Origin of the sequence: Sulfurovum indicum (assembly GCF_014931715.1) — a bacterium.
In the GTDB taxonomy this organism is placed as follows: domain Bacteria; phylum Campylobacterota; class Campylobacteria; order Campylobacterales; family Sulfurovaceae; genus Sulfurovum; species Sulfurovum indicum.
This window is the reverse complement of record NZ_CP063164.1, coordinates 1-24,926: the sequence shown is the minus strand read 5'-3', so window position 1 is coordinate 24,926 and position 24,926 is coordinate 1. Positions and strand designations below refer to the sequence as shown.

Here is a 24,926-nt window from a genome sequence, read left to right as displayed (position 1 = left end):
TTTTTTTAAAAAAGTCTATATTGATCTTTCCAATATAACTATACAGCCATATCTTCTCTGACACTCTGTTCTTTGACTGTCCATATGAACATTACAGGGATAAATACCAGCGTCATGAATGTCCCGACTATCAACCCTCCGATAGCGACTGCACCAAGCGGTGCCAGACGTTCAAGCCCGATCGCAGCCCCCTGTGCGACAGGAAGCATACCTACGGAGACGGCAAAAGCGGTCATCAGTACCGGACGGGTACGGATCTTGATCGCTTCGAGCATCGCATCTCTTTTATTGATACCTGCATTGATCTGCTCCAGTGCAAAGTGTATCAGCAAAATGGCATTATTCACAATGACCCCGGAGAGGAGCATAAAGCCCATCATCGCAGGCATAGAGACATGGTAGTCAACAGCAAGCATGGTCCAGGATGCACCAATGATCGTCAATGGGATCGAAAAGAGGATCATCAATGAGATCTTGAAATTCCCGAACATCACAATAAGTGTCAAAAAGATGAGAATCACCGCTGTGATGATCGCCCCCACCATACGCTCTGCAGATGCCTTGAACTGTTTAATATCCCCTATCTGCTCCAACTCCACCCCTTTTGGAAGTTTAACCTCCGCCAGCTGCTCTTCAAAACTTGCCATAATGTGTGAAACAGCAGCTTTCTCTCTGTCTCCATACACTTCGAGTGTATACTGCAGCCCTTCTCTGGTAATGAGACTCGGCTCTCTGTCTGAGGTCAGTGTCGCAATCTTGCTGAGCGGGATCTTGCCTTTGTTCGTATCTATCAGCATCTGCATGATCGTCTCAAAATGGTTGATCTGTTTTTTCGGCAACCATACTCTGACAGTATAGTCCATACTGTTTGTTTTGGCAAAACTTGCCACCGGTGCACCACGCAGTGCCAACTGAAGCTGAGTTACAATATCTGAACGCTTCAACCCGTAATGCAGTGCCTCTGCCTCATCTATATTGAGGTTATAGACAACTTTGTCCGCATCCCAGGTTGTTGAAGCGGAGACAACCCCTTTTGTATGTGCCAAAGCATTTTTCACTTTGGCACCTGCATCCTGAAGCAGCTCTATATTCGAAGCACTCAGTTTGGCATCGACCGTTGCCCTGATACTCGCCAGAGCAGTCGCTCCATACGGTGTAACTTCAAGATATTTCACATTTTCCAACCTGGCGATCTCTTCTCTCAGTGCTTTGGCAATCTGCCAGATATCCTCTTTTCTATGATGTCTGTCCACATAAGTTGCCACGATCTGCAAATGGTCTATTCCGGACCCTGATCCAATACTGAGTACTCCGGCCTCTGAGCCGATGCTTCCCGAAATTCGCAGCAGTTCTCCCTGTGCTTTGATGATCTTATTGACCTTTTTCATAAGCGCTTCACTCTTCTCTATGGGCAGGTTTGCATCTGTTGTGATATTGATGTTGACTCCTCCTGTATCCATAGGGGGCATCAACTCCTGACCAACTGTCGGCATCACAAACTTAACCGATGTCACAAAGAGTGCGATCAGAACAAAGAGAGATGCAAACCCCAAGACTTTGGAAGCGGTAATAGCGCGTACAATATTGGCAAAAAAACTCTGAATATAGTCATTGGCGCCTCCTATCACTTTATGGAAACCATTCTCCACCTTCAAAAGCAGCGGATGCTGTATTGCCAGAATATGCAGAGAAAGCAGCGGTACCGCAATAATTGAAATGATATAGGAGGCTATCAGCGCCAAAAGCAGTGTCCCGACCAGCGGGGCAAAGACCGTCTGGGGATACCCGCCGATAAAAAGCATCGGAGAGAGTGCGATCATCGTTGTCACCGTTCCGGAGAAGTCAGCAAACATAATCTCTTTGGTTCCGTCAAAGACTGCCGCATGAATCTTTTTCCCAAGCTCCCTGTAATGCCGCTCTATATTCTCCATGACCACCACGGTATCATCCAACAGGAGTCCCAGTGCCAGAATGATCGCTGTCAGGGTCACGACATTAAAATCGATACCTACCAGCCACATCAGTGCAATAGTCGAAGCATACACCAGCGGAATGGTCACCAGGACAACCAGGATCTGACGGAAACTGGCAAGGAACAGAAAAACCACAATGGTCGACATCACGATTGCATCTCTCAGTGACTCGAACATATTCATGGTACTCTGTTCAATAGTCTCTTTCTGGGTATCGCTCACTTCAAAATCAATATTCGGATACTTCTCTCTAAAATCCGTGATGATCGCTTCAACTTTATCGATCGTCTTGATCACATCTGCGGTAATTGAACGTTGAATAGAAAGTGCGATCGCCTCTTTGCCGTTACCAAAATAGGCGGCACTGTTCTCATAATGTCCAAAATAGACCTCTGCTACATCAGAAAGCTTCACTTCCGGAGTGATCGGAAGATTTCTCAGGGCATCAATCTTCTCCCGTTTACCCTGCGCCTTCAGCAAATAACGATGCTCCTCATTACTTACAAATCCGACAGCATACTCGCTGTCATTCTTCTGGATCGTTGCAATGACCTGACCCAAACTCAGATGCAGGGTATCCAGTCTGTTCTTGTCAATAATGATCTGCAGCTCTTTTTCATAACCGCCGAAAATATCAACATTGGCGACTCCCTTGGTCTTTAAAAGTTTGTGTTTTATCTCCGTACCGGCCAGATCACGTATATCTTCAAGTGAAAGAGAAGAGCCCTTTTTGGGAGACATTGCTACCACAAGTATCGGTGCCGTTGCTTCGGTGATCTTGATAATCTGCGGTTCACGGATATCTTTGGGAAGTTTTGAGCGGACCTTTGAAAGAGCATTGGTAACATCGTTGACCGCCGTATCAATATCTTTGGTATACTCGAACTCTGCACGTATCACCGTGACCTCATCGATTGTAGTAGAATAGGCGCGGCGGATCTGGTCGAGAGCATAGAGCTCCTCTTCCACCGGTACGGCAATATTGCTTGCTATCGTTTTTGCTGAAGAACCGGGTTCTACAATAACCACTGCTACTTCAGGGTAGTTGGAGTTTGGAAAAAGATTACGATGGATCTTGTTATATCCAAAGATCCCTGCCATCACAAAAAGTGCCAGAAAAGCGATGATCACATGCGGCTTTCGCAGAACCTTCTCTACCCAGGTTGTACTGTTATTCTCCATTACTTCACTCCGGAGATAGTTACACTACCATAACCGGGAAGCTGTGCCAGCTTCACTTCAGAAGCCTGTGCTACCGGTTCCTTGGGACAAGGAGAGATCAAGACTCTGTTTTTATCCTGCATCTCCACATTGACTTTCAACGGCGTGAATCTGCCTTGTTCATACAGCATCACGTAGATACCCTCTTTTTTGTGCAGCAGCGTATTATCCGGAAGGGTACACCCCTTTTTCTCATCAGTCAACACCTCTATTGTCACGGAACTCTCTACCGGTGCAGTGATCTCCCGGTTCAATGCCACCTCAACCGAAGTCAAACCATTCTGTGCAGTCGTATAGAGTGTTCTGACATACCCGGCACGGACCCCATCCAAAAAGACATCCTGCTCTTTTTTTATCCACTCTTTTTTCCCCGGGCTGTAGGAGAAAACAAGTTTCTTCTTCATATCACTCATTTTCAAGATCGGTTTCCCCGCTGCTGCCAAATCACCCTCATGCAGCAATACCGCATCGATCTCTCCATCAAACGGTGCAACGATCTTCAGATAGGAGAGCTGATGCTGAAGCTGTTCTATCTTCTGTTTTGTTCCCTCCACTGCTGAAGCCTTCAACTCCAATACTACTTTGGAGGAGGCAAGCTGTTCTTTGGAGAGTCCGCCGATGGCATAAAGCTTTTTATTGCGTTCATAAATACCCCTGGCCAGTGCCAGATCACTCTCCTGTGCCTTCAATACACTCTTTTGTGTATCTATATTTGAACGTACTTCAAATGCATCTATACTTACCAGGAGATCTCCTTTGTGTACCTTTTGGGACTCCTCTACAAAAATCTTTTCGACAAATCCGGCCAGTTTGGTCGAAAGGGTGATACTCTTGTCCGAAAGAACCTGTGCCAGAAAAGTCACCCTGTTCTGCAAACTGTCCTGTTCCGCTTTTACCAACGTAACATTCAACATAGATGTAGAGGGAAGTGCCTCATGTTCAATCGCAGCCCGTCTCTTCTCCAGTAATCCTTTCCCCTTGATCAGCAGTACTGCTGCCAAGATCACAAATATGATGATGATAATTCTTTTTTTTGACATTGCTTGACCCCTCTTTTTTCATTGTTTTTTCCTGCCAAGGAGCAGAGCCCCTTTGCAATTCATCTCACTAAAGCTTACCTTTGGTAAGTGTCGTTCGGCTTAACGCCTCTCTATCCTCTCTTCTTGCCAAGGAGCAAAGCCCCTTTGCAATTCATCTCACTAAAGCTTACCTTTGGTAAGTGTCGTTCGGCTTAACGCCTCTCTCCAGCAGATAATCCATATAGAACTTTCCTTTTTGGTAATTGTACTGACTCTCGATCAGTTTTGCTTTTGCAAGTTGTGTCTGGCTTATGGCATAAAGAAGATCATTGATCGTTGAGACACCGTTCCTGTAACGTACACGCTCTATCTTCTCACTTTTTTTGGCCAATATATACTGCCTGTTGTTGCCTCTGTAATTTGCATAAGCCTGCTTTATCTTCTCATAGGCTTCCACCAGTGATTTTCGAAGATCCAGCAGTACCTGCTGCTTCTCTAAAGTCGCCTGCATTTTTGCTATCTTTGCTTTTTGCGTAGCTGCATCGCTTTTTCCGAAATCAAAAAGTGTCCATTTGGCATTCACTCCGATCTGCCAGTTCTTTTCGTAGTTAAACTCTCCGGGGTATTTATTGGAGCTGTCATTTTCACCGTAATTATATCCGTAGTAGGAGTTGAATGAAACCTGGGGATAACGACCTGCTTTACTCTTCTTCACACCTGTGTCAGCTTTCTGGATATTCAGTTCGGCAATATGCACTTTATCTAAAGAAGCGGCTTCACCAAGCAGCCTGTTTAGTGAATAGTTCGGCTTTGTCACTGAAATCCTTACCGGTTCTATCTCTCCAAGATCATCCAAACCGGCAAGACTTGCCAAAGAAGCTTTTGTTATCGCAACATTACCTTTGAGTACCTCCAGATATGAAAGGTTTCCATACAGATCTTTTTCCGCCTTCAACAGATCGATCTGGGCCTTTTTACCAAGATCAACCTCGTGTTTGATGGTATTTCTCAGTTTTTTCAATACTTCAACATGTTTTTGCTGTGCATAGGACATATCCTGCAGCGCAAGAATAGAGAGGTAAAGAGATGCTATATTGTATGCAAGCTGCTCTTTTGTCAAAGAGAGTCTGCTTTTTGACAGCTCCATGGCAATAGCATCCATCTCTACCTGCCTGGTCTGGGCAAAACCGGTAAAGAGAGGGACAGAATACATAACTCCTGTTCCAAAAAGATTGGTTGTTGTGGGCACAGCAGTAGGATCCGTTAAGATACTCGCAGGTGTAAGCGGTGCAAGTGTTCTTGGCAGGTTATAGTGTGTATAGCTCCCAACCAGATCGATATTCCCAAATCGGGCCGATCTGCTCTCCTTACGTTGTGCCTGAGCCAGCTCCATTTTCGCTTTGCTCTGTTTTACTGCTGTACTATGCTTTAAGCCGTACCGTATAAGCTCATCCAGTGCAAATGTATCAGCCCGGACACTTATTGAAAAAAGTGAAAAGGCTAATACATTTAGCAAAAAAATTCTTTTCATTGTTGTATTCCTTTGAAAATCAGAGTAACAGAGTAGCCAATTCTTATGAATTGAATATGAACTGCACTCTTTCGAACAATAAAACAGTTCTTCCAAATGTTAACACAAAAAACCTATATCGTGCCAGAAAAAGCCGAATATGAGATACCCAACCATATTTCCAGCCTCAAATATCACTCTGACTCCGGACATAAACCGCTAACACTTCTTTTGTTAGAATTTGAAATACTTATAATTACAAGGGGCGAAAAATGAAACAAAAAAATCTATGGTTACTGCTGCTGAGTGCACCTGTTTTTATGGCATGCGGAGGAGGGGGGAGCACTGATGTGCAGGAGACCAGTAATTCTTCTTCCGGTTTCAGCTATGTACTGACTGCATGGAATGACCTGGGCATGCACTGTATGGATGGAAACGACTTTTCCGTATTCTCTGTACTGCCTCCCTACAATAATCTGCATGCCCAGATCAAAGACAAAAACGGAGACCTTGTCACTTCAGGAATCATTCTCACCTATGAAGCAGAACAGGGTACCGATGGCAAATGGAATACTTCAAGTACGGACAAAACAAATTTCTGGGATCACAGCAAACAGCTTTTTGGTGTTGTTCTGGCACAGGATACCGGGCTTACCGGTGTCAAAACACCAAGCAAAACACCTCAGCAGCTGACCTTCAATACTGTGCACCAATGGTGGGAAGCAGAAGGTATTCCTATTACCCCGTACAATGATGACGGAAGCAAGAACTACTATCCGCTTGTCAAAGTCGTTGCAAAAGACAGCCAGGGGAATATTCTTGCAGAGGCAACTACTGTTCTGCCGGTCAGTGACGAGATGGACTGTAAACGCTGCCACCAGAGTAATGCACCAAGCAATGATGCAAAACCAAATGCCGGCTGGGTGAACAATGCTGACCCTGAAAAAGACTACAAGTTCAATATTCTGCGTCTGCATGATGAGAAGCACCCTTCTGCCGTAACAGACAATACTGCTGCACTTCAGGCAAAAGGATACACCTATGATCCGCAAGGACTTGAAGCAACAGCCAATGGCGGAACAGCCATTCTTTGTGCTGCATGTCACAGAAGTAATGCTCTTCCAAATACCGGGGTCAACAATATAAAAGCTTTCACTGCATCCATACACGGCAAACATGCTGCAGTGATCGATCCGCTTAACGGACTGCCTCTGGATGACATCAATAACCGAAATGCCTGCTATACCTGTCACCCGGGTGCTGAAACCAAATGTCTAAGAGGCGCCATGGGAGATGCAAAGGATACCAGTGGCAATAATACTATGCAGTGTCAAAGCTGCCACGGTAATATGTCGGCAGTAGGAAGTACCAACAGGGAAGGATGGCTCCATGAACCAAACTGTCAAGCCTGCCACCATGACGGGAAAAGAGAACTCTCAGCTATCGACCCTGCGACCAATACACTCAGAAATGTCATCGATACAAAATTCGCGACAAATATCGATACACCGGCAGCAGGTCTTAGCCTTTACCGTTTCAGCAAAGGACATGGCAGCCTGCAGTGTGAAGCCTGCCATGGAGCGACACATGCCATTTATCCTGCACACAATGCGGATAATATCCTGAGTGATCAGATCCAGGGCCATGCCGGAACGATCGGTGAGTGCAGTGCGTGTCACAACAGTGTACCCAAGACTGTTACAGGCGGCCCGCACGGTATGCACCCTGTAGGCCAGAGCTGGGTCGAAGGCCATGAAGGTGCCGCAGAGAACAATACTGCACAATGTACAGTATGCCATGGTCAGGACTATAAAGGTTCTGTACTCTCCGCTGCATGGACCGACCGTTCATTCTCTACCGAGTGGGGACAGAAAAACTTTGCAAAAGGACATAAAGTAAGCTGTTATGACTGTCACAACGGACCAAATGGTGACTGATACTCCTCTCTCTACCATGAAGGCAAAGTGAACTTTGCCTTCTCTTCATACCTCTCATCTATTTTCTGAAAACCTACCAAAACTTGTAACCTATACCAAAATAGAGTTCATCATGCAGATCCTCATCCAGGATATCCTGTTTATAGTAAAGTGTAGCAAACCATTTATCTGTCACCTGATAAAAGAGTGTTCCGGAGAGAGAATGCTCTGCATGTTCATCCCTGTATTTACTCTCTTCATAAGCATAGCTAAAGTTGGCATACAGGCGTTGCGTAAAGAAATACCCTGTTCCAACAAAGAGACTGCTTCTGTTCTGCAATTCTCCCATGAGCTCTTCATCCCGGATAAATGTATAGTTCAATCCTCCAAAAAGAGAAAGCCCTTCTGAGGGATAGTAATAGAGAGAACTGTAGAGTTTATAATCTGTTCTGTTTCCTGTAAAGCTATACGTCGGCAGCTTGACACCTGCACCAAGATTCAGACGAAGTTCCGGACTCAGTCTGAAACGTTTTCTCACCTTTAGTGTCGTATCCCCGAGATCCATATTCTCTTCCTCTGTGCAGTAGGAAGTACGGAGGGAATAACCCCAGTCATTATGGTAATAGTTGATCTGTATTTTGGTTCGGTACTGTTTATTCCTGCTTGGCATATCATCATTGTTCTCATAGCCGTTTGTCAGTGTCACAGTCAAACTGTCAAAGTCTGTCTCATCAGGAAGACGGAGCTCGACCGTAGTACAGCCTTTGGCATCCACCTGATTAAGAAAAGGGGTATTCGGACACTCATCCAAACTGTCCGGTACACCATCAAAATCCTTATCGGAAATCTCTTTAGCACACAATCCTCCTGTTAATAACAGGAGTACATAAAACGGTTTAATCATCATCGCCTCCTTCATGATCTTCATTATACCCCTGAACCTGATTCTCTACTTCATTTTCTATATGACTCTCCATTTCATTCTCCAAATGCTGTTTGAAAATACGTTTTGTATCCTTTTCCACCTTGTCGATGACCTTTTTTGCATGTTTGCTCTTCGTGCTCAGTCGCAGTTTTGAAAGTGCTTTAAGCCGTTCCTTCTCTTTCATCTTGACCAGACGCTTTTTCAGTGCGTTCATCAATTTAAAACGCTCTGCCACCGGTGCCTTCTGTATGGCTTCTATCTGCATATCAATATTCTCCGCCTGGATCAACACACTATGCAGCAGTATAAAAAAAGTGATCAGCACCACTTTCATTCATACTTCTCCGGAAGATTTTTAAAATCCAGTTCTATTGTTGTACCCTTACCCTTTTGAGAGCGCATCTGCATCTCTATCTCAAGTTCCGAGACCAGCTTTTTCACAATATGCAGACCCAGTCCCATCCCACGCTCCTGTTCCTTATAGTAGCGTTGCATCACTTTATCCACATTTTCAATACCTTTTCCGGTATCTTCAATAAAGACTTTTGTTCTCTTTACGCTTACACTGACACTTCCATTGCTTTTGTTGTACTTTGCCGCATTGCTTAAGAGATTGTCAAAAATACGTGCCAGCAGCTCAGGATGTGTTATTTTGACAAGCGTATTCTCCTGGGAAAAAGAGAAAATGATCTTTGGATAGGCATTTGCCGTCAGATCCATACGCTCTTTGGCAAAAGCGGCAATATCTATTTCTCTCTTCTGCGAAGGGGTATGAAAAAGAAAACTTTTGAGGTTATTCTGCAAAAAAAGCAGTGTATCGATACTGTGAGAGATCCTTTTGGCAAAAAGATTCTCTCCGTGTTCTGCTCTGAACATTTTAAGATTAAGCACCATGGAAGTAATAGGCGTATTGAAGTCATGCAAAATATCTTTAACGAACTCGTCATTCAGTTGCAATGCTTTTCTGATCGGTCTCAGACTGTAAAAAGTAAAAAAAAGTGCTGTCCCCAAAAGCAGCAGTGTCGCCAAAATGAATTTTAGCAGAAGATCAGATACGATCTTCTGCATATCTTTTTTCAGAGATGCGGACGGGTAGGCAATCTTAATATAAAACTTGTCAGATTTCGGTATGCTGAAGTAACTGTACAGCTCATCTGTTCCGTACAGCGTATTGGCCTTTCCTTTATCTTTAGAGACAAAATCAAAACTAAAATCTTCACACTCCAAAGTATAACTGCACACTTGCATAGTTTGAAACAGAGTCTGCCTGTATTCTCTTTTTTCTGTATGGTACAACTCGATAAAAAGAAGTATCAACAATATTTCCAACATAAAGAAAAAAACAGAGAAGTTTTTTAACAGTGACTCTTTTTCATAACGCTTCAAGCATATACCCTTCTCCGCGGATATTGATTATCTCTATACCCAGTTTCTGTTTGATCTTCGCAATTGCTACCCTCAGTGCATTTCCCGAAGGCTGTTCAAGACACTCAAGGAGTACATCCTGTGTTACCACATTTCCTCTACGCATCAGAAGTTTGCTGAAAATACAGCAAGGTACATTTCCTATATGCACAATTTCACCCTCTTTACGCAGAATATTGTTTTTGGGATCATATTGTATCTTATCATAGTAGAGCACATCATCCCGGAACTTCGCTTTAAGCCGGATCAAAAGCTCCTCTGGTTCAAAAGGTTTTTTAATATAGTCCATCGCATCAAGTTCAAAGCCTTGTGCCATAGAATCCATGTCAGTCAGCGCTGTAATAAATATCGTAGGAGTCTCATCTTGTGCATGGCGTAGGGACTTTAAAAAGTCCAAACCGTTACCGGAAGGGAGGTTGATATCAAAAAGATAAAGGTCATACTTTATATGAAACGTCAGTTCTTCCGCTTCCTCCTCACTTAAAGCAAGATCAACCTCATATCCTTCGCGTACAAGAAAGTGCTGAAGCGTTTCACCCAGTATCTGATCATCTTCAAGCAAAAGCAGTTTCATAAAATATCTACCTTTTTCATAGATTCATTGCAGTAAACAATATTTATTCAATATACATATACTAACATAGAGTGTGTTAACACTCTGATAATACCACAGAACATAAAATGACTCTTTTTTCTTTCAAGGATTATTTTTCCAAAATATTTATTGAATGGACTGCTATAATGCACCGGATATTCACCACCATTTACACGATTACATCATACGTATATACTACCGTTGTTTGTAATCCTTACCCTATGGGATTGTATCTGACTTACTGAATACACTCCTTCTCATACACACATTTTAGCACATATGCAGGGTCTAAAACCTTGCACTGAAAATAGATGGTTCCAAAGAAGCATATCCAAGACAATAAAAAGTTGTAATAGATGAACATAAGTGACGGCGAAGTTGTGCCGCCATTCATATTGGAGAGAAATTAAAAAAGTTAAATCAGTTCAACACCTCTGTCTCCGGAAACAAGCTCTCCGATGACATAACCATCCGTATTGGCAAGTACTGCATCTACACTTTCAGGCTCGACAACCCAGACCATCCCTACACCCATATTGAAGGCACGGTACATCTCCTCTTCATCAACATACTGACTCATAAATTCAAAGATGGGCAGTATTCTGATATCCTCTTTTTTTACAACCGCTTTAATACCTTCGGGAAGTACTCTTGGAAGATTTTCCACAATCCCTCCTCCCGTGATATGTGCCAGTGCTTTAATATGCTGTTTGTTGGATTTGTACTCTTTCACATAAATACGTGTCGGCTCCAACAGTGTCTCAAGCAGCATCTTGCCTTCAAACTCTGTTTCAAGACTCATACCGAGTTTATCAAAGAAAAGTTTTCTTACCAGTGAATAGCCGTTGGAGTGCACCCCGGAACTTGGCATGGCAATAAGCACCTGCCCCGGTTTGACATTGGCAACAGTATCCATCTCACTTCGCTCTGCTATCCCAACAGCAAAACCTGCCAGATCAAAATCATTTTCCGAATACATCCCCGGCATCTCTGCTGTTTCTCCGCCAACAAGTGCACACTCTGCTCTACGGCATCCCTCTGCAATACCGGCAACCACATCTTTTGCATTCTCAGGTAACAGTTTTCCTGTCGCATAGTAGTCCAGGAAGAACATCGGTACTCCATTATTACAGATTAGGTCATTCACACACATTGCAACCAGGTCAATACCTACTGTGTTGAGCTTACCGCTTTCTATAGCGATCTTAAGCTTGGTTCCCACCCCGTCTGTTGCAGAGAGGATCACAGGCTCTTTATAGCCGCTTGGAAGAGCATATGCCCCGGCAAACGAACCGATACCCCCTATAACGTTACTGTCAAAGGTCGATTTGACATCGGCTTTGATCGCTTCTACGAACTCATTTCCCGCATCAATATCGACACCGGCATCTTTATAGGATATATTTGACATTACTGTTCCTTCGTCTCTCCGCACTCACACGGCGGGAATATTTTTTTCAGGATCATCAGTCCCGGGCAGAAGCCCGTAACTCCGGCTATAAAGAGCATAAGCATCATAGCAAAGGTCAGTATGAACGCAGCAGCGAACATCTTTGAACCTGCCAGCCCCATGATGAGCCCTAATATGATTGCCTGTACAATACGCTGCATTCTTTCAGCACATAACATCTGAAATCCTTGTGAAAATTTAGCATGATTATATCGAATTTTAGCTGTTTAACGCTAAACGCAATACCGGCAAAGATAATATTTGCTGTACTGCCACTGTAAGCGCTTCACAGCAGACAGTTACAATTTGTTCTTCTAAGCTTTGAGCTTGCGTCCAAGTTTTTCTTCCACAGATGCAACTTTTTTATTCAACCTGCCTACAGGTCCCTCTCTCCAGTCAATCTTGATGGAGCTGTAAACCCTTCCGCACTCTTTCTGAAGCTCCTCATAGGCAGCATTGATCACATCCAGTGCTTCCTGCACTGTTTCTGCTTCTATAATGGTACCCATCGGTGTCAACTGGTACGCCAAACCACTTCTGTCCACGATATCCAGAACTCTGGCTACAAACACACTCTTACTTTGTGTCTTTTCTGTCGGGAACATGCTGAACTCTACCAATGCACTCATAATCACTCCTCTTTTTTCGTTGATGATAGCAGATAAATACCTATAGATATGTTAATTGTATGCTATAATCATCCAAAAAAGAGTATTCCTTCTTTTAGAAAAAGAGAAATGATGAAAAAGAAAAGTCTACTCTCTCTAGTCTGTCTATGGTTTCTGTTTTTGACTTCAGGCTGTAAAGAGGCCGATAGCATACTGATGCCTATTCACAAAACAAGTGAAGAGGTAAATAGAACAACAGGAAAACTCATTATGCCCGTAGGAGTGGTCACTGATACAAATCTCCGTTTTAAAGAGTCCAACTTTGTTGTTGAAAAGAGTTTCTAAAAAGGATTGCACAAGATGATCGTTGTCGGGGGAGGGGCAAGCGGACTCACCGCAGCCATATTGTGTGCAAGAGAAGGTATGAATGTTACCCTGCTTGAACAAAACAGTAAAATAGGAAAAAAAATTCTCATTTCAGGGAATGGAAAGTGTAATATTTCAAACCGCTGCATCAGCGCTAACCGCTTTCACTCACAAAATCCTGAGTTTGTAGAAACTGTACTCAAGGAAAATGACTTCCCGGTAGTAGAAAAGTTCTTCACCTCCATAGGGCTTGAGCTTACGGAAGGGAAAGAGGGCCAGATATTTCCAATGTCACTGCAGGCAGGCAGTGTGGTCGATCTTTTAACATATGAAGCAGAAAAAGCAGGCGTGGAGATATACTGTGACTGTGCAGTGACCAGTATTGGCAAAGAAAAGGATCTCTTTGTTCTGGAAACTACCCAGGGGACAAAAAGATGCCAAAAACTGCTCATTGCCTCCGGTTCTCCTGCCGCACCGCAACTGGGAGGCTCCAATGCAGGCTATGCCTTTGCAGCCAAAATGGGGCACAGCCTCATTGCACATCACCCTTCACTGGTACAGCTCTGTTCAGATGACGGGTGGGTCAAAAGATGTGCAGGTGTCAAAATAGCAGGTATAGCCAAACTTTATGCCAACGGACAATATATTACAGAGAGGAAAGGTGACCTGCTCTTTACCAGCTACGGTATCAGTGGACTTGCCATCCTGGATATCAGCCGTGAAGTCAGCTTACGGCTGGCACAGTTTGACTACTGTGAACTCAGTCTCGACCTGATGCCAGGACTCAGCAAAGAGAAACTTACCAATCTCCTGATGAAAAGAGTACAACAGCAAAGTGAAAAACCAATAGCCCTCTGGCTTCAGGGTATACTCAACAAAAAACTTCTCTTTATTATACTTGAACAGTCCAAATGCAAAGCGCTGACAGAACAAGATCTGAACCGAAAAGAGATAGGAAAGCTTGTTTACACAATAAAAAACCTCAAACTGAGCATCAGTGATACCAGGGGATTCAAGGGAGCTGAAGTAGTTGCCGGCGGTGTAGATACCACAGAAATAGACCCCGAAACAATGGAATCAAAAATTATCCCCGGTCTATACTTTGCAGGAGAGATACTTGATGTTGACGGAGACAGGGGAGGATTCAACTTTCACTTTGCCTGGGTCAGCGGTATGAGAGCGGGAAAGGCAATGGCCAAACCAAAAACCAAAAACCAAAAACTGTAGTACATCTTAGTTCAAAATGAACCTTTTTGCATATACAGAAGAGTTATCTCCTGAATATTCTGACAATACCTCTTAACAATACAAAAACAATATAAACAGCCAGCGTGAAGACCAGCGGGTGGATGGGACCTATGCCATAGGCTCCTGCATCTGCAAGCCCCATCAGGTGTTCTACAGGATAAGAGGTCCATTCTTTAAAATGCATACCGATCGTTAAAAAGAGGAAAATAGCTGTAAATATCAAAAGTTCTTTTTTCATCGTAACATCCCTTGCCAATTAATGCTGTAATCATAGCAAAATATATACTTATAAAAGATATAATGTTTACCAGTATTTTTAAAAGGTTGGATATTTATGATAAACAAAGAGCATATTCAAAAGAAGCTGGCACAAGTCATTTACCCCGGATTTACGAAAAGTATCGTCGATTTTGGTTTTACCAAAGAGGTTTCGGTTTCGGAAGAACGCGTATCTATCCTGCTCGATATTCCTTCTTCTGCACCGGAGATTGAAGCACAACTCCGTGAAGAGATCACTAAAAGAGTCTCTTTTCTGGGAGATTTCCAGATAGATATTACCATCACGAAACCGAAAATGCCCAGAGAGACGAGTTCACACGGTAAAAATGTTCTCCCCAATATTCAAAACTTCGTTATGGTAAGCTCTGGAAAAGGCGGGGTTGGAAAATCAACCACTACTGTCAATCTTGCTATTGCACTGGCACAGCAGGGAAAACGCGTAGGGCTGCTTGATGCAGATATTTACGGTCCGAACATTCCAAGAATGATGGGCATTGAAGGAGAACAGCCGATTTTTCTTGGAAAAACCATTAAACCTATTTTGGCACATGACCTAAAAGTAATGTCCATCGGTTCTTTAGTCGAACAGGGGGCTTCTCTCATCTGGAAAGGGGCTATGGTCACACAGGCGATCGAGCAAATGCTTGAAGATATTTCATGGGGAAATCTGGATGTACTTCTTTTTGATATGCCTCCCGGTACAGGCGATGCCCAACTTGCTCTTGCACAAAACCTGCCGGTCACTTCCGGTATATGTGTCACTACCCCTCAGAAAGTAGCACTGGATGATACTATCCGAAGTATGGATATGTTCACACAGTTGCATATACCTATTGCCGGTATTGTAGAGAATATGAGCGGTTTCATCTGTCCAGACAGTGGAAAAGAGTATGATATCTTCGGCAAAGGAACAACCCAACCCCTTGCAGATGCATATCAAACAGAAGTTTTGGGAGAGATACCGATAGAGCCTGCCATTAGAGAAGGTGGAGACAGCGGTCTGCCTATCACTGTATTGGCTCCAAACTGTGAAACATCAAAACGTTATCAGGCAATGGCCCGTAAACTCTGGAAAAAACTGCTTGAAGTCAATGAATCAGGTGGTGTCAATAATGAAGCGATACAGCCTACCGTTTTTTAGGCTGTTTACCTATTCAATAGAAAGTATTGCTGAACCATATGTGCTAAACAAACGGAATGTGATTTCAGAAATCGTACAAAATATTCATATCTTCCAGATTCCCGTATTTAAAGTCTCTATGACATGCAGCACAGTTTGACTTGTCTTTTATCTTTTTCTGTCTATACACATATTTTGGAATATGCTTATGCGTTTCTCTCCAATAAGGTGTTTTGGTAATCGCCTTGGGTCGTCTTTCCCCGAGGGACTTCATAGTTTTAACCGCTGCTTCCCGCTTACTTGTCTCTGCCGCATGTTGTATCAGATATTCAAGTATCGAAGCTTGTTGCAGTTTTGTAATATTGGCTTCAGTTATCTCTTCTCCAAAGTGGTTGTCGAGTGCTCCCATAATACGTTCCCACGATCTTCGTGGAAGAAGATAAGGGGGATATGCAACATGACACTCCCCACATTCATGATAGTAGTCAGGATGTTCCTCTTCATAATCAACATTGGTGTATTTTTGTAACGTCAGGTAATTATAATTGCTGCTGACAATAAAAAAATAGGTGACTATCGCCAGCAAAATCATCAAATAGGCAAAAATAGAGAGACTTCTTTTTACTTTTGTATCTTCCCCTTCTGTTTTTTTATATCCGGTTATCATTGCAAAAGCCATGCCGGTACGGTGCCAGAACTGTTCTATCAAAACACCTGTAATATGAATGATGACCCATGTAGCAAAAAGGTAGGAAGCATACTTGTGCAACATGGTAAGAGTATCCATATACTGGTAATAATCTTCATTTAAAAACCGAAAACACCCTTTTGCTTCCTCTACACCATAGAGCAGCAGACCGGAGATTACAATAACTGTTCCTACTATTAGTGCCCACACTGTAAACCAGCTTGATGCAGGATTATGTCCAGCAGGTATCTTTCTCCATCTGTTCCGTACTTTTTCTACAAAATAACCTTTTAACTCTGACAGTCTCAGTTTAAAGGTCTTGAAAGTTGCGTATCGGGGACCGACAATACCCCAAATGATCCTGTAAACAAGGATAATAAGGAAAATAAAACCAAATGCCACATGACTATGTAACTGATTTTTATGAAAAGAGGTAATAAATGCTGCCGTAAAAGAGAGAGCCATCATCCAATGGATGATTCTGGTACCGATAGGCCAAACAAATACATACCCCGGCTTTTTATTCATTACACCATCCCATAAACTATTGTTATAATTTTTATAAAAATATCATAACTTTATATAAAGCCAGTTGTATTTGAAAAATTTGATAGATTTTTTAGAGGGGGGGTGACCAGAGAAGAGAGATTTCTTCTCTGGGAGATTGGTTTAATGTGCTTCTGAAACTTCTCTCTTATAGAAACTCTTCTCAATATACTCTGCCATAGCTTTAGGGTCATAGTCATACCCTTTTTCCATGAGCTTTTGCATATTGTGCTCCATAATATCATGCTCCGTTCCGGAGGACTGGTTTGTACCACCGTTTTTCACATCATACAGATCAAGTTCAAGTTCTCCTGCCTGTCTGTCATTCAATGCCGGTCCTTTTTTCTTAGGATTCCCTTCTGCATGCTCACCATGGCATTTTTTACAAGACTGTGCATAAACCTCTGCCGGTGTTTTACTGTATGTTTTAGGTGCTGATGAACTCGGTGTATCGTTACCACATCCGTTCAATCCGAAAATTACTGCTGCTGATAAAAGTGCTATTGTTGTTTTTTTCATATCATTCTCCTTCTCTTCTTTAAGCTCTACCTGAAAGCATACCGTACTGTGTCATAGGCTTGAGTGCATAGACTTTAAGCAGCCACCAGATATATCTTTCCTGTGTTGGATCAAGAGGGAATGAAGGTGTCGGTTTTTTAGACCAGTCAAACTCTGCAAGCATAACTGTACCGATACTTGTGATCAACGGACAAACCGTATATCCTCCATACTTGGCTGTTGGTTCTTTCCCTTCCATCATAGAGATAATATTGTCAACAACTACTTTATACTGTTTTCTTGCTGATCCTCCTGTTTTACCCATTGGAACTGCTGCAATATCACCCAGTGCAAATACATTAGGATATTTTACATGCTGAAGTGTCTCTTTATGTACAGGAACCCAGCCTTTACCTGAACCTACAGGTGAATCAGCGATCTCTTCAGGTGCTATCATCGGTGGTGTGATATGAATAAAATCAAACTCTTTTTCTACTTTTTCACTTCTTGGAACGATCGAATACTCTTCAAGATCCGGATCCCATTCACCTTTCTCTTTCCAGTGTCTGTTAAATGTAGCAATCTTCTTCACCGGATCTACAGCAACAAGATTGTGTCTGTAGTTCCATTTCATATCTCTTGCTTCAAACTGATTGACAATCGCATCATGGTACTCTTTTACACCGAACATTTTACTGCCGTTAGGATAGAAAGTCAGTTCAGCATTCTCTCTTGCACCTGCTTCTCTCAGTCTTGCATCTGTCAAGTACATAATCTTTTTAGGAGCACCGCCACATTTTATCGGTGTATTGGGATGAGTGAAGATACCTTTTACTTTTTTACCGCTTTTTGCTTCTGCAATAAATTTCTGCATCTGAGTCCAGGTATCTGCCGAACCTTTCTGGAAATAGATAGAAGCAATTCCGTTCTTTCCGATAACTTTGCTTACAGGTGAATGGTCACCGGTCGAAGTGATCGTACCCTCAATACCAAGGCCTTCGATACGTGCATAATCAAGTTTGAGACCGGCAGCAATAACCATATAATCATATTTTACTGTTTTCCCGCCGCTTGTCTTTACCATATTATTTTTCGGATCGAACTCAACTGCTTTTTCCTTGATAATCGTCACACCGTCAGGAACAAAATCATCTGTTTTATATACCACTTCCGATACATCCCAGATACCGGCACCTACCAGTGTCTGTCCCGGCTGATAGGATGTTGCAATATCTCCCGGTTCGATTACCGTAATATCCGGATTATCCAAAGAATTTGTCAATCTTGCTGCTGTTGACATACCTGCCAATCCACCGCCAATAATGACTATTTTTGCTTTAGCCGCACTGCTGCTGGCACTTGCCTGTGTTGTTGCACCGCTTGCGAGAAGCATCGCTGCACCACCTGTTCCAAATAGCTTGATAGCATCCCTTCGTGAAATACCCTCACTCTTCATATGGGCATCAATAATCTCCATACCCTCTTTTAATATTTTATTATCCAAAATAGCTCCTTTTTTATATGGTTAACACACGATAATACAATAAATAAGATAAAAAATAAATTTTCTTATAAAAAAAATTGATTTTATTATCATTAAAATATATTTAATTATAACTAATCAAAATATTATTTATTGTTCAAAAATATTGATCTCATCTACCAACAGCTGCAGTGTTGTATTGCCTCTGAAATGGTTTTCATTGACTGTATATACAACATCTACCATTGTATCCACTTCATACCTCTCTTCTGTTTTAAACTGTACTGCATGATGCATAATACCATCCTGCTCAAGTAAAAAACGAAGATGGTTTCCCTTTTTTCCCATAGGAGAAGCCTGTCGTATACGTACGTTTTTACTTATGAATTTAGGTACAGGGTTTCCCTGACCGTAAGGTTCGAACTGCTTTATGAGCCGGGTCAAAGTAAATGAAATATCACGAAAGAGAAGTTCTCCGACAATCTCAGGATCAATCATATCAGTCGTGAAATCACCCTCTTTAAAATGGTGTTGCAACTGCTCCCTGAATAGTGTAAACTGCGTTTGCGAAAGACTTAGTCCGACAGCAGCAAAGTGGCCGCCGAACTTTTCAAGCAGAGGTCGTGTCCTGCTTACCACTGCAAAAAGGTCACAATTTCCAAAACTTCGTCCACTTCCTTTGAGCATACCTTCACCGTTGTCACTCAGTACAATGCAGGGTTTTTTACATTCACGTGCTATACGTGCCGCTACGATACCCACGACGCCTTCATGCCATTTCTCTCCCGATACTACCACTACTGATTCACTTTCATTCACACTGCATAGTGCCTCTTTGGTAATGGTCTCTTCAGTCTCTTTTCTGGAGTCATTGAGATCGATCAGCCGCTGCAGACGTACTCTCGCATCATAAATATTGCTCGATAGAAGAAACTCTACGGCAAAAGAGGCATCCTCCATTCTTCCTGCACTATTCAGCAGTGGTGCGAGAAAAAAACCGATATCTTCGGCACTTAACCACTCTTTTTGTACATATTCTCTATAAGCTCTGATAGATGGCCTTTGACTTTTGGAAAGTGCTTTAAGCCCTGAAATGACCATTGCACGGTTGATGTGTTTCAAAGGCATCATATCTGCAATGATCGCAATAGCGACCAGTTCCATATAGACCATCATATTGATCTTCACATCCAGAGCATTCTTCAATGAAGCAATAAGATACCATGTGATCTGTGCTCCGCATATCTCTTCATAGGGAAAAGCACAGTCTGGCTGTTTCTGATTGATAATAGCATAAGCTTCAGGAATTTCAGGGGGAAGCAGATGGTGATCGGTAATGATCAGATCGATTCCCTTTTCTTTGCACATCTTTCCTGCTTCAACTGCAGAGATACCATTATCTACTGTAATGACAAGATCAAATCCTTCAATACGGGGAATCATTGTTGGTGAGAGTCCGTATCCATCCCTGAAGCGATTGGGAATGATCCATTCTACAGAATAATCAACCTCCTCAAAGAAGAGCTTCATCAAGGTAGTCGAAGTAACCCCATCAACATCGTAATCCCCGATGATCACAATCTTCTCTTTTTTCCCGATCGCATCTGTAATGCGATCCGTCGCTTTTTGCATATCTTTGAAAGTATGGGGATGGGGAAGATCTTTTAAAGAGAGGAACCCCTCTTTAAAGCGTGATCTTAGAAGTCTTTCTAACGCATCCGGCGTTAATGTTTCAGGCATCTACTTCAGAATTCATTGCTGCTTTGACAAATGCCAAAATAGCAGGATTTGGATTTTGCAGGCGTGAAGTAAATTCCGGATGGAACTGTACACCAAGGAACCATGGATGGTTTTTTACCTCAACTGCTTCGATCAGTCCGTGTGACTCACCTGTGATCTCCATACCGTTTGCTTCCAATGCTTCACGGTATTTAGGGTTTGCCTCATAACGGTGCCTGTGTCTTTCATAGATCACAGAACTGTCATAGGCTTCTCTGAGTCTGCTGTTCTCTTTGGTCTCGCATTCATATTCACCGAGTCTGAGGGTACCACCCATTGGTGACGTTGTGGTACGTACCTGTTTTGAACCGCTTGCATCAATAAATTCATCGATCAGATAAATGATCGGATTAGTAGTTTTTTTATCGAATTCAACAGAGTTTGCATCTTCGAGTCCCAGAACATTTCTGGCAAATTCTATCATGCTCAGCTGCATCCCTAGGCAGATACCAAGGAAAGGTACTTTGTTCTCTCTGGCATATCGGATCGCTTCGATCTTACCCTCAACTCCGCGTTCACCAAATCCTCCGGCTACAAGGATACCGTCTACATTCTGTAAAAACTTATCTACACTTTCTTCTTCGATTTTTTCACTGTCAACCCATTTAATGTTTACTTTGGTGTCCAAATTTGCCCCGGCATGTATCAACGCTTCGGTTAGAGATTTGTATGATTCTTTAAGGTCAAGATATTTACCGACAAATGCTATCTTCATTTCATTCTCAGGCATAATGATCTTGTGTACCAAGGAGGTCCATTCATCCATTTGCGGTTTACAGTTTTCAAGTTCCAACTGTTTGCATATCGGTGTAAGAATATCCTGCTTCAGAAAATTTAACGGCACTTCATAAATTGTTTTTGCATCTTCTGCTACGATAACAGAATCTTCATCCACATCACAACTGTAGGCGATCTTTCTTTTAACTTCAGAATCGACAGGTACTTCTGCACGAAGAACCAGCATATGCGGTGCGATACCGATACGTCTAAGCTCCTGTACGGAGTGTTGCGTCGGTTTGGTTTTGAGCTCTCCGGCAGCTTTAATGTACGGAAGCAGTGTTACATGGATATTCATAACATTGGTCTTACCCAGTTCATGCTTCATCTGGCGGATTGTTTCAAGAAACGGAAGTCCTTCAATATCTCCTGTAGTCCCACCAAGTTCCACAATAAGAATATCTTTTCCTATACCTGCACGGATAATACGTTCTTTGATCTCATTTACAATATGCGGGACCACTTGAATCGTTTTCCCCAGATACTGTCCTTTACGTTCATTTTCAATAACAGTTTTGTAAACCTGTCCTGTAGTAAAGTTGTTGTTATGTGTCAAAGAAGTATCCAAAAAGCGCTCATAGTGTCCCAGGTCAAGATCCGTTTCTGCACCATCTTTGGTAACGAATACTTCTCCATGTTCAAGCGGTGACATTGTTCCGGGATCAACGTTGATATACGGATCGAGTTTTAGTACACCTATTCTAAGTCCTGTATGTTTTAACAAAGTTCCGATACTTGCAGCTGTAATCCCTTTTCCAAGAGAGCTGAGTACACCTCCGGTAACAAAAATATATTTTGTCATTATTTCACTCATTTAACTTTATCCCCTAATTTATGCAACGATCGGCATAATAATTGTAATGAAATTCTCATCTTTGACAATGAACGGAAGACTTGGTTCATTAAACTCCATCAAAAATTCGTTCTTGTCAACCTGAGAGAGAAAATCAAGAATATATCTGCTGTTGAAAGAGATCTCAAATTTTTCATTGAGTCCCGTAGAGAGTTCTATTTCTGTTTTTGCTTCAACATTATCTGCACTCAGTGAATTGAAAATAATTACATCTGAAAGCAGGGTCATTTTTATTTCCTGGGAAATAGTAGTGATCATTTTAATGGCATCAATCATCTCTTTTTTAGGAAGTTTGACACTGTGTTTGATACTGGAAGGAACAATTCTCTGGTAGTCAGGGAATTTTCCGTTAATTAAACGGGTATAGAAAAAATTGTTGTCATTGGCAATGATCAAATTGGTTTCGTCAAAAAAGATATCAATTTGGTCAAGGAAAAGCTTTTGTATCTCAAGAATCGCTTTTTTAGGAACAATTAAAGAGAGGGTTTCACTGTTTGAACTTTCAATAGTGGCGATAGCCAATCTTCTTGTATCTGTACCTACAAGATCTGTTGAATCATTTTTAATATTGATCAAAGCACCGTTAAGTTCAAATTTGGGATTGTTGGTATCAATAGCCGGAGAGATCTTTTTTAGATTTTGGATTAGACTGAGAGAGTCAAGTGTGATACGGGGTTTTTCATCAACAGTTGGAAATGAAGGATAGCTGTTGGGATCAAACGTCGGTAATTTGAATTTAGAGTGCTTTTGTTTGATTACTAAAGTATCATCAAGAAGTTCAAGTACAATTTCATCATCTTTGAGAATACGAATGATATCCAGCAGTTTTTTACCGTTGGCTGTAAAAGTACCCTCTGATTCAATAAAAATCTGATCTGTTGTGATACTCAGACCAATCTCACTGTCTGTTGCTTTAACAATGCACTTTTCTCCCTGTGACTGAAAAAGAATATGTGAGGTGATCTGACTGGCATCTTTCTTTTCTAAAAAAGGCTGTAGATTAATGAGAATAGATTCAATAATCTGCTTTTGTGCTTTAATCTTCATTGACTCTCCTTATTTTTTAATAATTTAGTATATAGCAGTAGTTCAACATGAAATTGTGAAAAACGCTGCAAATGACCGAATTACCGATGTTTTTGCCTCTTTTTTGAAACTTGGGATCTTCACATCTGTTCACTGTGTATAATTATATCTTTTTTTTATTCAAGTTTTTAGTACAGTTTTTTAACTTTTATTCACTTTGCTGGGTATCGGTATGGATTTTATTGGAGAGTTCTTCCAAAAGTACTTTGAAGTTCTCGTCGTTTTCGATGATTTCATCGATTTTTTTCATTGCATGTGAAATCGCACTGTGGTCTTTCATACCGAAATAGAGAGCGATCTGCGGCATAGAATTGGGTGTAAGGTTACGTGCAAGATAGATGGCCGTACGTCTGGCATTGACAACACTGCTGGTGCGTTTTTTCGATTTGATATCAGAGGGCTTGATATTGAGTTCACGTGAGACGATCTTGACAATATCATCTATGGTCACACTCTCTTTTTTCTCTTTAAGCTGGTCTTTGATGGCATTTTGTGCAAAATCAAGATTGATCTCCTGGTTCAGCATAGAAGCAAGGGCATTGATACGTATGATGGTACCTTCGATTTCACGGATATTGTCACCCATATTGGTGGCAATGAAATTGACAACTTCATTGGAGAGTCTGATACCGTCGAGTTCACACTTTTTCTGGATAATGGCTATTTTGGTTTCAAGTCCCGGTGGTTGAATGTCCGCCATCATTCCCCATTCAAAACGGGTACGCAGTCTGTCAACCAGTCCTGCAATTTTGTTTGGAGGTCTGTCTGCTGTCATGACGATCTGTTTGTTGGCATTGTGAAGTTCGTTGAAGGTATGAAAGAACTCCTCCTGCGTCTGCTCTTTTCTGGAAAGGAACTGTATATCATCGATCAAAAGGAGATCACAATCTCTGAATTTGTCTCTGAAACGGTCCATTGTCTGTGAACGAAGATGGGAAGTAAAGGAGTTCATAAACTGCTCGAGTGTGGTATATATGACGGTATTTCCAAGAGCTACATGGTAGTTCCCGATTGCCTGGAGCAGGTGGGTTTTCCCCAATCCTACACCTCCATAGATAAAGAGCGGATTATAAAGCCTTCCGGGCTTTTCTGCAACGGCTTTGGCTGTAGTATAGGCGAATTGGTTGGACTCTCCCACGATGAAGCTCTCAAATGTGAGTGAAGGATTGAGATAAGTACTTTTTGAATGGCTTTTTTCACTGCTCTGTTTGGGTATGACACTGCTGCTCTGTTTACTTTTCTGTTTGCCAACTGTGATCTCGATCTCAGGCTTAAGCTCATTTTGAAGTTCAAAAAGATGGGCAAGTTTATCAGCATATTTTGTTTTAACCCATTTTGCAACGAGCATATTCGGAGCATTGAAGTAGGCGATGTTGCTGCGTGAACGCTTGGTATCATATACCAGTTTTTTGATATAACGTTCATACTCTGTTTCAGAGATCTCTTTTTTGAGTTCAAAGAGTACTTTCTGTCCGATGTTCATCTTTTACTGCCTGCCTGCTGTCATAGATTTTCACATTGTTCATAAAGTGTGAAACCTTAATGTGAATAACTTATGCAA

The 24,926-nt window shown here is 42.1% G+C and carries 22 protein-coding genes; 4 read left to right on the top strand and 18 right to left on the bottom strand.

All coding sequences use genetic code 11. From position 1 onward, the window contains the following. Positions 1-38: 38 nt before the first annotated feature. From IMZ28_RS00110 to IMZ28_RS00100, 3 genes are all read right to left on the bottom strand, one after another. Positions 39-3,155, bottom strand: coding sequence for an efflux RND transporter permease subunit (locus tag IMZ28_RS00110; protein WP_197548636.1), 3,117 nt, complete (start codon positions 3,153-3,155; stop codon positions 39-41). Continuing rightward, positions 3,155-4,234, bottom strand: coding sequence for an efflux RND transporter periplasmic adaptor subunit (locus IMZ28_RS00105; protein ID WP_197548635.1), 1,080 nt, complete (start codon positions 4,232-4,234; stop codon positions 3,155-3,157). The genes IMZ28_RS00110 and IMZ28_RS00105 overlap by 1 nt, the downstream gene beginning before the upstream one ends. 166 nt (positions 4,235-4,400) lie before the next feature. After that, a complete protein-coding gene (locus IMZ28_RS00100; protein ID WP_197548634.1) occupies positions 4,401-5,744 on the bottom strand; it encodes a TolC family protein in 1,344 nt (447 codons plus the stop codon). Positions 5,745-5,995: 251 nt separating this feature from the next. Between IMZ28_RS00100 and IMZ28_RS00095 the strand changes: the two genes are divergently transcribed. After that, a complete protein-coding gene (locus tag IMZ28_RS00095) occupies positions 5,996-7,660 on the top strand; it encodes a multiheme c-type cytochrome (RefSeq protein WP_197548633.1) in 1,665 nt (554 codons plus the stop codon). A 73-nt stretch (positions 7,661-7,733) separates the two neighbouring features. Here IMZ28_RS00095 and IMZ28_RS00090 read toward each other — a convergent pair whose 3' ends face one another. The 7 genes from IMZ28_RS00090 to IMZ28_RS00060 form a co-directional block, all read right to left on the bottom strand. After that, positions 7,734-8,567 (bottom strand): thrombospondin type 3 repeat-containing protein, encoded by an 834-nt coding sequence (locus tag IMZ28_RS00090; RefSeq protein ID WP_197548632.1) that lies wholly within the window; start codon positions 8,565-8,567, stop codon positions 7,734-7,736. Then, complete coding sequence (locus IMZ28_RS00085) at positions 8,536-8,898, bottom strand: hypothetical protein (RefSeq protein WP_197548631.1); 363 nt, start codon at positions 8,896-8,898, stop codon at positions 8,536-8,538. The genes IMZ28_RS00090 and IMZ28_RS00085 overlap by 32 nt, the downstream gene beginning before the upstream one ends. After that, positions 8,895-9,950: a sensor histidine kinase gene (locus tag IMZ28_RS00080; RefSeq protein WP_197548630.1), complete on the bottom strand. Its 1,056-nt coding sequence runs from the start codon at positions 9,948-9,950 to the stop codon at positions 8,895-8,897. Before IMZ28_RS00080 ends, IMZ28_RS00085 begins: the two co-directional genes overlap by 4 nt. Continuing rightward, positions 9,937-10,563 (bottom strand): response regulator transcription factor, encoded by a 627-nt coding sequence (locus IMZ28_RS00075; protein ID WP_197548629.1) that lies wholly within the window; start codon positions 10,561-10,563, stop codon positions 9,937-9,939. The genes IMZ28_RS00080 and IMZ28_RS00075 overlap by 14 nt, the downstream gene beginning before the upstream one ends. Before the next feature lie 436 nt (positions 10,564-10,999). Next, complete coding sequence (gene purM / locus IMZ28_RS00070) at positions 11,000-11,995, bottom strand: phosphoribosylformylglycinamidine cyclo-ligase (RefSeq protein WP_197548628.1); 996 nt, start codon at positions 11,993-11,995, stop codon at positions 11,000-11,002. Beyond that, the gene (locus tag IMZ28_RS00065) at positions 11,995-12,213 is read right to left on the bottom strand and encodes a YgaP-like transmembrane domain (protein ID WP_197548627.1); all 219 of its coding nucleotides are present in this window, start codon (positions 12,211-12,213) and stop codon (positions 11,995-11,997) included. Before IMZ28_RS00065 ends, purM begins: the two co-directional genes overlap by 1 nt. Before the next feature lie 135 nt (positions 12,214-12,348). Next, entirely contained in the window at positions 12,349-12,663 is a 315-nt protein-coding gene (locus tag IMZ28_RS00060; protein ID WP_197548626.1) for an MTH1187 family thiamine-binding protein, read from the bottom strand. A 111-nt stretch (positions 12,664-12,774) separates the two neighbouring features. On the opposite strand from IMZ28_RS00060, the gene IMZ28_RS00055 reads away from it, so the two are divergent. Continuing rightward, a complete protein-coding gene (locus IMZ28_RS00055) occupies positions 12,775-12,987 on the top strand; it encodes a hypothetical protein (protein ID WP_197548625.1) in 213 nt (70 codons plus the stop codon). Between the two features lie 15 nt (positions 12,988-13,002). Next, entirely contained in the window at positions 13,003-14,235 is a 1,233-nt protein-coding gene (locus tag IMZ28_RS00050; protein WP_197548624.1) for a BaiN/RdsA family NAD(P)/FAD-dependent oxidoreductase, read from the top strand. Between the two features lie 43 nt (positions 14,236-14,278). Here IMZ28_RS00050 and IMZ28_RS00045 read toward each other — a convergent pair whose 3' ends face one another. Beyond that, positions 14,279-14,494 (bottom strand): hypothetical protein, encoded by a 216-nt coding sequence (locus IMZ28_RS00045; protein ID WP_197548623.1) that lies wholly within the window; start codon positions 14,492-14,494, stop codon positions 14,279-14,281. 96 nt (positions 14,495-14,590) lie between these two features. On the opposite strand from IMZ28_RS00045, the gene IMZ28_RS00040 reads away from it, so the two are divergent. Next, positions 14,591-15,676 carry an Mrp/NBP35 family ATP-binding protein gene (locus tag IMZ28_RS00040; RefSeq protein ID WP_197548622.1) on the top strand — a complete coding sequence of 362 codons (1,086 nt, stop codon included), beginning with the start codon at positions 14,591-14,593 and terminating at the stop codon, positions 15,674-15,676. A 64-nt stretch (positions 15,677-15,740) separates the two neighbouring features. Here the strand turns inward: IMZ28_RS00040 and IMZ28_RS00035 are convergent, their stop codons facing one another. The 7 genes from IMZ28_RS00035 to dnaA all read right to left on the bottom strand — a co-directional run bounded on the left by IMZ28_RS00035 (position 15,741) and on the right by dnaA (position 24,848). After that, positions 15,741-16,871 (bottom strand): cytochrome b/b6 domain-containing protein, encoded by a 1,131-nt coding sequence (locus IMZ28_RS00035; RefSeq protein ID WP_197548621.1) that lies wholly within the window; start codon positions 16,869-16,871, stop codon positions 15,741-15,743. A 141-nt stretch (positions 16,872-17,012) separates the two neighbouring features. Beyond that, positions 17,013-17,408, bottom strand: coding sequence for a c-type cytochrome (locus IMZ28_RS00030; RefSeq protein ID WP_197548620.1), 396 nt, complete (start codon positions 17,406-17,408; stop codon positions 17,013-17,015). A 19-nt stretch (positions 17,409-17,427) separates the two neighbouring features. Continuing rightward, on the bottom strand, positions 17,428-18,891 hold the full coding sequence (locus IMZ28_RS00025; protein ID WP_408646968.1) for an NAD(P)/FAD-dependent oxidoreductase: 1,464 nt from the start codon (positions 18,889-18,891) through the stop codon (positions 17,428-17,430). A 129-nt stretch (positions 18,892-19,020) separates the two neighbouring features. After that, the gene (recJ, locus tag IMZ28_RS00020; RefSeq protein WP_197548619.1) at positions 19,021-20,610 is read right to left on the bottom strand and encodes a single-stranded-DNA-specific exonuclease RecJ; all 1,590 of its coding nucleotides are present in this window, start codon (positions 20,608-20,610) and stop codon (positions 19,021-19,023) included. Next, positions 20,603-22,240, bottom strand: a complete 1,638-nt coding sequence (locus IMZ28_RS00015; protein WP_269472895.1) for a CTP synthase — start codon at positions 22,238-22,240, stop codon at positions 20,603-20,605. Before IMZ28_RS00015 ends, recJ begins: the two co-directional genes overlap by 8 nt. Positions 22,241-22,258: 18 nt before the next feature. Continuing rightward, positions 22,259-23,326, bottom strand: coding sequence for a DNA polymerase III subunit beta (gene dnaN, locus IMZ28_RS00010; RefSeq protein WP_197548618.1), 1,068 nt, complete (start codon positions 23,324-23,326; stop codon positions 22,259-22,261). Between the two features lie 187 nt (positions 23,327-23,513). Then, the gene (gene dnaA / locus IMZ28_RS00005) at positions 23,514-24,848 is read right to left on the bottom strand and encodes a chromosomal replication initiator protein DnaA (RefSeq protein ID WP_197548617.1); all 1,335 of its coding nucleotides are present in this window, start codon (positions 24,846-24,848) and stop codon (positions 23,514-23,516) included. Positions 24,849-24,926 lie beyond the last annotated feature (78 nt).

Bases quoted from the DNA above. Each gene is read 5' to 3' on its own strand.
- IMZ28_RS00110 (WP_197548636.1), bottom strand. From the start codon at position 3,155: ATGGAGAATAACAGTACAACCTGGGTAGAGAAGGTTCTGCGAAAGCCG.
- IMZ28_RS00105 (WP_197548635.1), bottom strand. From the start codon at position 4,234: ATGTCAAAAAAAAGAATTATCATCATCATATTTGTGATCTTGGCAGCA.
- IMZ28_RS00100 (WP_197548634.1), bottom strand. From the start codon at position 5,744: ATGAAAAGAATTTTTTTGCTAAATGTATTAGCCTTTTCACTTTTTTCA.
- IMZ28_RS00095 (WP_197548633.1), top strand. From the start codon at position 5,996: ATGAAACAAAAAAATCTATGGTTACTGCTGCTGAGTGCACCTGTTTTT.
- IMZ28_RS00090 (WP_197548632.1), bottom strand. From the start codon at position 8,567: ATGAAGATCATGAAGGAGGCGATGATGATTAAACCGTTTTATGTACTC.
- IMZ28_RS00085 (WP_197548631.1), bottom strand. From the start codon at position 8,898: ATGAAAGTGGTGCTGATCACTTTTTTTATACTGCTGCATAGTGTGTTG.
- IMZ28_RS00075 (WP_197548629.1), bottom strand. From the start codon at position 10,563: ATGAAACTGCTTTTGCTTGAAGATGATCAGATACTGGGTGAAACGCTT.
- purM (WP_197548628.1), bottom strand. From the start codon at position 11,995: ATGTCAAATATATCCTATAAAGATGCCGGTGTCGATATTGATGCGGGA.
- IMZ28_RS00065 (WP_197548627.1), bottom strand. From the start codon at position 12,213: ATGTTATGTGCTGAAAGAATGCAGCGTATTGTACAGGCAATCATATTA.
- IMZ28_RS00060 (WP_197548626.1), bottom strand. From the start codon at position 12,663: ATGAGTGCATTGGTAGAGTTCAGCATGTTCCCGACAGAAAAGACACAA.
- IMZ28_RS00055 (WP_197548625.1), top strand. From the start codon at position 12,775: ATGAAAAAGAAAAGTCTACTCTCTCTAGTCTGTCTATGGTTTCTGTTT.
- IMZ28_RS00050 (WP_197548624.1), top strand. From the start codon at position 13,003: ATGATCGTTGTCGGGGGAGGGGCAAGCGGACTCACCGCAGCCATATTG.
- IMZ28_RS00045 (WP_197548623.1), bottom strand. From the start codon at position 14,494: ATGAAAAAAGAACTTTTGATATTTACAGCTATTTTCCTCTTTTTAACG.
- IMZ28_RS00040 (WP_197548622.1), top strand. From the start codon at position 14,591: ATGATAAACAAAGAGCATATTCAAAAGAAGCTGGCACAAGTCATTTAC.
- IMZ28_RS00035 (WP_197548621.1), bottom strand. From the start codon at position 16,871: ATGAATAAAAAGCCGGGGTATGTATTTGTTTGGCCTATCGGTACCAGA.
- IMZ28_RS00030 (WP_197548620.1), bottom strand. From the start codon at position 17,408: ATGAAAAAAACAACAATAGCACTTTTATCAGCAGCAGTAATTTTCGGA.
- recJ (WP_197548619.1), bottom strand. From the start codon at position 20,610: ATGCCTGAAACATTAACGCCGGATGCGTTAGAAAGACTTCTAAGATCA.
- IMZ28_RS00015 (WP_269472895.1), bottom strand. From the start codon at position 22,240: ATGAGTGAAATAATGACAAAATATATTTTTGTTACCGGAGGTGTACTC.
- dnaN (WP_197548618.1), bottom strand. From the start codon at position 23,326: ATGAAGATTAAAGCACAAAAGCAGATTATTGAATCTATTCTCATTAAT.
- dnaA (WP_197548617.1), bottom strand. From the start codon at position 24,848: ATGAACATCGGACAGAAAGTACTCTTTGAACTCAAAAAAGAGATCTCT.